The sequence below is a fragment of the Rhizobium sp. SEMIA 4085 genome, assembly GCF_013004495.1.
Classification (GTDB): Bacteria; Pseudomonadota; Alphaproteobacteria; order Rhizobiales; family Rhizobiaceae; genus Rhizobium; species Rhizobium gallicum.
On the sequence record NZ_JABEPH010000400.1, the window covers coordinates 1 to 5,073 of the forward strand.

Annotated in this window: 5 protein-coding genes and 1 pseudogene; 3 read left to right on the forward strand and 3 right to left on the reverse strand. The window is 58.2% G+C overall.

Annotated elements, in window-relative coordinates:
• Positions 1–1,608, forward strand: a 1,608-nt coding sequence (locus tag C9413_RS27540) for a BID domain-containing protein (RefSeq protein WP_170251173.1), incomplete at its 5' end; no start/stop codon positions are given.
• A gap of 80 nt (positions 1,609–1,688) precedes the next feature.
• Here C9413_RS27540 and C9413_RS27545 read toward each other — a convergent pair.
• Both C9413_RS27545 and C9413_RS27550 read right to left on the reverse strand, forming a co-directional pair.
• Positions 1,689–1,970: a hypothetical protein gene (locus tag C9413_RS27545; RefSeq protein ID WP_082046555.1), complete on the reverse strand. Its 282-nt coding sequence runs from the start codon at positions 1,968–1,970 to the stop codon at positions 1,689–1,691.
• Between the two features lie 82 nt (positions 1,971–2,052).
• Positions 2,053–2,259: a hypothetical protein gene (locus C9413_RS27550; RefSeq protein WP_170251174.1), complete on the reverse strand. Its 207-nt coding sequence runs from the start codon at positions 2,257–2,259 to the stop codon at positions 2,053–2,055.
• Between the two features lie 371 nt (positions 2,260–2,630).
• Between C9413_RS27550 and C9413_RS27555 the strand changes: the two genes are divergently transcribed.
• Positions 2,631–3,506, forward strand: coding sequence for a TIGR01459 family HAD-type hydrolase (locus tag C9413_RS27555; RefSeq protein WP_063856006.1), 876 nt, complete (start codon positions 2,631–2,633; stop codon positions 3,504–3,506).
• A 548-nt stretch (positions 3,507–4,054) separates the two neighbouring features.
• Here the strand turns inward: C9413_RS27555 and C9413_RS27560 are convergent.
• Positions 4,055–4,468 (reverse strand): hypothetical protein, encoded by a 414-nt coding sequence (locus tag C9413_RS27560; RefSeq protein WP_039845809.1) that lies wholly within the window; start codon positions 4,466–4,468, stop codon positions 4,055–4,057.
• Positions 4,469–4,657: 189 nt separating this feature from the next.
• Here C9413_RS27560 and C9413_RS27565 point away from each other — a divergent pair.
• Positions 4,658–4,978, forward strand: a pseudogene (locus C9413_RS27565) (acyl-homoserine-lactone synthase); the annotation flags it as partial.
• Between the last annotated feature and the right edge of the window lie 95 nt (positions 4,979–5,073).

Genomic DNA, 5,073 nt, shown 5'->3' on the forward strand with positions numbered 1-5,073 from the left:
GTCCAGTCCCCATCCGTAGAGCAGACCAGTGCCGAGGACATGCGGTATCTTCTGGCACCTGTTACGTCTTTCTCAAGGAGCGTGGACGAGGATGCGCGTCTGGCGCAACTGGCTTCAGCCGGTTGTCAGGAACGTCAAGCGATCCTTCGCGCTCAGCTCGGAAAGATCTTTGTTGATCCGGGCGAGGCGCTTGCCGTGTTGAACGACCGGGCTTCACGCGCTGACGCCATGCCCTCCCGGCTTGCCGACGACATTACGCGTGCGCCGGCCACGCTCGGACGTCTGCGCGGCTCCGACCGCTTGGTCGATGGGCGGGCGGCGCGGGACGAGCGCAATGCCGCGAATGCCGCTCTTGCTGAATTAAAGCCGCTGGTGCGCGCCCATGCTGCGGCGTTCCGGAAGAACGCTGAGCGCTTCGCCGCACGTGAACGGACGCGCCGCACGCATATGTCGTTTTCGGTTCCAGCGCTATCGATGGCTGCCCATGCGCGTCTCAGCGAGATCGAGGCCATCCGCCAAGCGGGCGGGGAGGAGACTTACAAGACTGCGTTTTTGTTCGCCGCCGAGGATCGTTCTGTCGTGCAGGAAATCAAGGCGGTGAGCCAGGCGCTGACGGTTCGCTTCGGCCGGAGCGCCTTTACCGGTAAGGCGAATGAGCATGTCGAGTGTTACGCCATGGAGCGTATGCCGGAGGATTTGGGGGCAGAAAAGCGCGAGGAGCTGGTGAAGCTTTTTACGGCTGTAAAGCGGTTTGCCGAAGCACAGCATGAGGCCGAACGCCAGGATCGCTCGCGGATTGTCGCCGCTGTGGCCTTTGATCCGGAGAGGCAGACAACCTCCGCGCCGCCGCTGCTTGCCGCGGTTACTGAATTCAAGGCCCCGATTGAGGATGACGCGAAAGCAACCGCCTTGTCGACGCCGCATTACCAGGAGCGGCGCGCAGCCCTTGGGGAAGCGGCGATGCGCATCTGGCGTGATCCGGCCGGTGCGGTGACGATGATCGAGGCGCTAACTACAAAGGGCATCGTGGCGGATCGCATCGCTGCAGCCGTCGCCGCCGATCCTAAAGATTACGGAGCGCTACGCGGTTCGGATCGCGTGATCGACCGGCTGCTTGCTTCTGGGCGAGAGCGCAGAGATGCGCTGAAGGCCCTTCCGGAGGTTGTCACTCGCCTGACCGCTCTTGCTTCAGCCTACTCGAATGCATTCGAGGCGGCTCTTCGTACGCTTGCGGCAGAACGGCGACGCATGGGGATAGCCATTCCCGGATTGAGCAGGGGCGCCTGCGATGATCTCGAGCGCCTCACCTTAGCGGTTAAGAAGAACCCGCGGGCGCTTGCCGGAATGATCAGCGCGCTTGATCCGAAGGTCCGCGACGAGTTCGCTGTGGTGAGTAAGGCCCTCGATGCGCGCTTCGGGCCTGGTGCAATCGGGCGCGATGAGAAGGACGTCGTCAATATGGTGCCACCGGCCGACCGAAAGGCGTTTGATGCGATGCGGACATCGCTCAAGGTTTTGCAGCGGGCGGTTCGGATCGAAAGCAGTCAGAAGATCCTCGCTGGCCGTCGGTCACAGGCAATCGGTCGTGAGCGCGGTCTCGATCAATAGCGCGCGAAGAAGCAAGTGGACGCATTTTGCGTCGTCGCTATGCCCGTCGCAAGCGACGCCCGATCACGGCAAAATCAAGCTTACTGTGGTGTCGTGCCTGCAGGCGGCGTGACGGGAGCAGGCGCGGTATTATTATCTGCCGGTGCGGTCGGGGTTGCCGGAGCCGGCGCCGGTTCGGAATTGCTCGTCGAAGCAGTGCTCTGTGGATCGGTGTCAGGTGTGTTAGACCACTGGGTGAGAGCGAAAGCGCCAATCGCAATCAATCCTACCGCTGCAATCCATGCGACCCAATTCGTGCGGCGATAATCAACCGCTTTGGTTCGAAGGTCGGGATCACTTGAATTTTTAGGATCGTTCGTCATTTGCTATCTCCTTATGGGGAGGAGAATGTCGTGACACGCTATTGGTTCCAGGGGTCTGGTTAGGGCATTGGCCACGCCGGATTCATCGCGAACATCCGGCACGATTCGCGGCTTTGCCTTCTTCGAAGGCCAGCGTCCGTTCCGTCTCGCCGCCACTGACCGTCCGGGCGAGACTGGAGATGGGTAACGAAATCTGCTCAATGAGGTTGCACGGGCTCTTGGCGGCATCAAAGGCTTCGGTTTCACGGTTGTGATGGCGCGCATGGCGTTTGCACGTCGACTTTTCCATAGCCGCTTCCGTCGTCGGCGTTGCAGTGCTTTTGAACACCAAGACAACGATGTGAGATATTGACGGCGACATCCCTGAAGAAGCCTCTTCGGGAGTTGTCGATCCTTGCTTGTTTCGGCCCGTTTCAAATGGCGCTTGGCTTGCGCTCTCCAGCGTGGAGGGTTCAGAGCTTGGCAAGCGCTCAAGTCGCATTGATCACGACGTAGGAAGCGCCGCTTTCACTGTTATGGGTTGGTATGGCTGTGGCGATGGGCCAAAAATCGAAACTGTTCTGGGCGGCGCTGTGATCCATCGTACAAACACGTCATACCTTCTTGCCGAGTGGCGGCAACCATCAGGCTCAGGCAAACAACATGAGGATGCAAAGCGCGATGGCATTCGCTAGGCCAACTCTTCTCACCGGTATTTCTGAGCTTTCGGAAGCCTACGACGGTTTCATCATCGATTTGTTCGGCGTCGTCCACAATGGCGAAACTGCTTTTGCCGGAGCAATCGACTGCCTTGCTCATCTGATTGCGCGCCGGAAACGGGTCGTTTTGTTGTCGAACTCGCCGCGCCGCAAACAGGAGGTATCAGACCATCTTCTCGGGATGGGGATTACCGATGCACTCTATGACGGGTTGATAACGTCCGGTGAATTGGTCTTTGAAGCGCTGTCTGGAACCGAAAGCGGCGGGCGCCTGCAATTGGGAAGACGGTTTTATCATATGGGTCCAAGAGTGCTGTCGAAATTAATGGCGGGAACAGGGAAACGTGCCGTCACGGCAGTGACTAAGGCCGACTTCGTGTTGGTCACCGGGACGCTCGAGGAGCAATCCCTTACGGAAAGGGAGGCGCTGCTGCATGCCTGCCACGAGCGCCGCCTCCCCATGATCTGTGCAAATCCTGATCTGCAGGTGCTGATCGGCGACCGGCGCCTGGAATGCGCTGGCGCAATTACCGCACGTTACGAGGCAATCGGCGGAAAGGCATGGTATTTCGGAAAGCCACATCAGCAGGCTTATGCAAAGGCACTCGGCGTTCTGGCGCTTCCGCCGTCTTCCGTGGTTTGCATAGGGGACGGATTGAACACCGATGTCCTCGGCGCAAACCGCTCGGGAATCGACGCCGTGCTCGTAATGGGCGGAATTCACCAGTCGGAATTGCGGTCTAGTCAGGACGGTGACATCGATTGGGAACAGCTCGATGATCTGATTTTCCTGCACCAAGCATATCCTCGCTTCATCGCAAATTTGCTTTCGTGGTGAGATTACGGCGAGCTGGTCTCGTTAACGAACTACGTCAAAGAAGCCTTCTGCATCGGAATATTCTCCAGCCCAAATATACCAGCCAGTTAATTTGCCGCTTTTGGCATGACGTAACCCATTAACCGGAGCAGCTCCCGTCCTCAAATTCTCGTACACGCTCAAGATCTCATGAGATTCTATAGGCGAGAATCCTGACCCAAATCCCTGACAAACAGCACGCTGTCTTATCTCGCGGTGGATGTCTTTGCCGCTGGTTATGCCGGCCGCCTTCTAGCAAACTAGGCTCGGCCCACGCTAGCTTCTGATCGCTGAACAGCGACGGGTCAAGCCTGCGACGGAATATCGCCCCTTTGGCCAGTGGCCCTCAGCGCTTCCTAGCGCTACAACGTCCCTCAATTGAGGTCATGTCGAATGGAATGGCAGTCGTACAGTGCTAAATTGATGATCGTGGTAATCGGAGCATTGCTGATTATCTCTGCGCTCTCGCTGCTGGTGGTCGTTGATTACGGCATCTAGAAAGTAGATTCTCTTCCGGACGGCGATCAAGATCATCGCAGATGCGTATTGCATCTGGCACCGTCGCGAGACGTTGCAAACAGCAGTCCCTCGATCACCGCAAAGGGCTTGCCGACACTTAGATACCAAGAGATCACCAGCCGCTCATCCGACGTGGCGTGAAAAAGGCCGCCCTCAAGCAGTAGCTGAAGAGCATGGCGGATCACAAGATTGCTCGCACCGACCCACAGCAGGAGGCCTCCCTCGAAGGCTCTGACGATTGCCTTGCCTTCGTCGAAGAACAGAATCCGTTCCGCCCCGTTGCCAATCGCCATCCGGGCGAGTTTCGAGATCGGCAAGGACATCTGCTCAAGGAAGTCGCCCGCGTTCGGCGCCAAGACATAGCTCTCGGCTGCATGCCTGTGGGTTTCGGCTTCAATCGTCGACCGCCATCTCGTTGCCACCAAACCGCTACCTCCTTGACTCGCTGGGACAGCACATGCCTCCAACGGCTGTCGAGGACCAGGTCCCGATGCAACCGTCAGCCTGACTTAGTACACGCTTTGCCGGTGCACTCGACTGATAATTCTATTAGTCGCCTAAGGAAGGAGATTGATGTCCAATATGCAGTGAACCTATTTGTATCGGAGCTGCTTATGCAGATACTGGCTGTTCGGGCGACCGCTTTCGGTGAGTTTGCTGACCTGATCGATTCAATGCACAGACTGCGTGCCCGAGTCTTTCGCGACAGGCTGAATTGGGATGTAGAGGTCAGGAACGGCCTTGAGACCGACGAGTATGACCAACTCGATCCAACTTACATTCTTGCCGTATCGTCGGCGGGCGCGGTTGCGGGTTGCGCCAGGCTCCTTCCGGCGATGGGCCCAACAATGCTCGCCAATACCTTCCCGCAGCTGCTGTCATCGCGCAGTCTCGAGGTACATGCCTGCATGGTCGAAAGCTCACGCTTCTGTGTCCGTCCCCCGCCTGCCCCAAATCATACGGCCCGCGTTCTGAACACGACACCGCGCACTACGTTTCTGCGCATTCACGCTTAGGCCATCGTGAACGG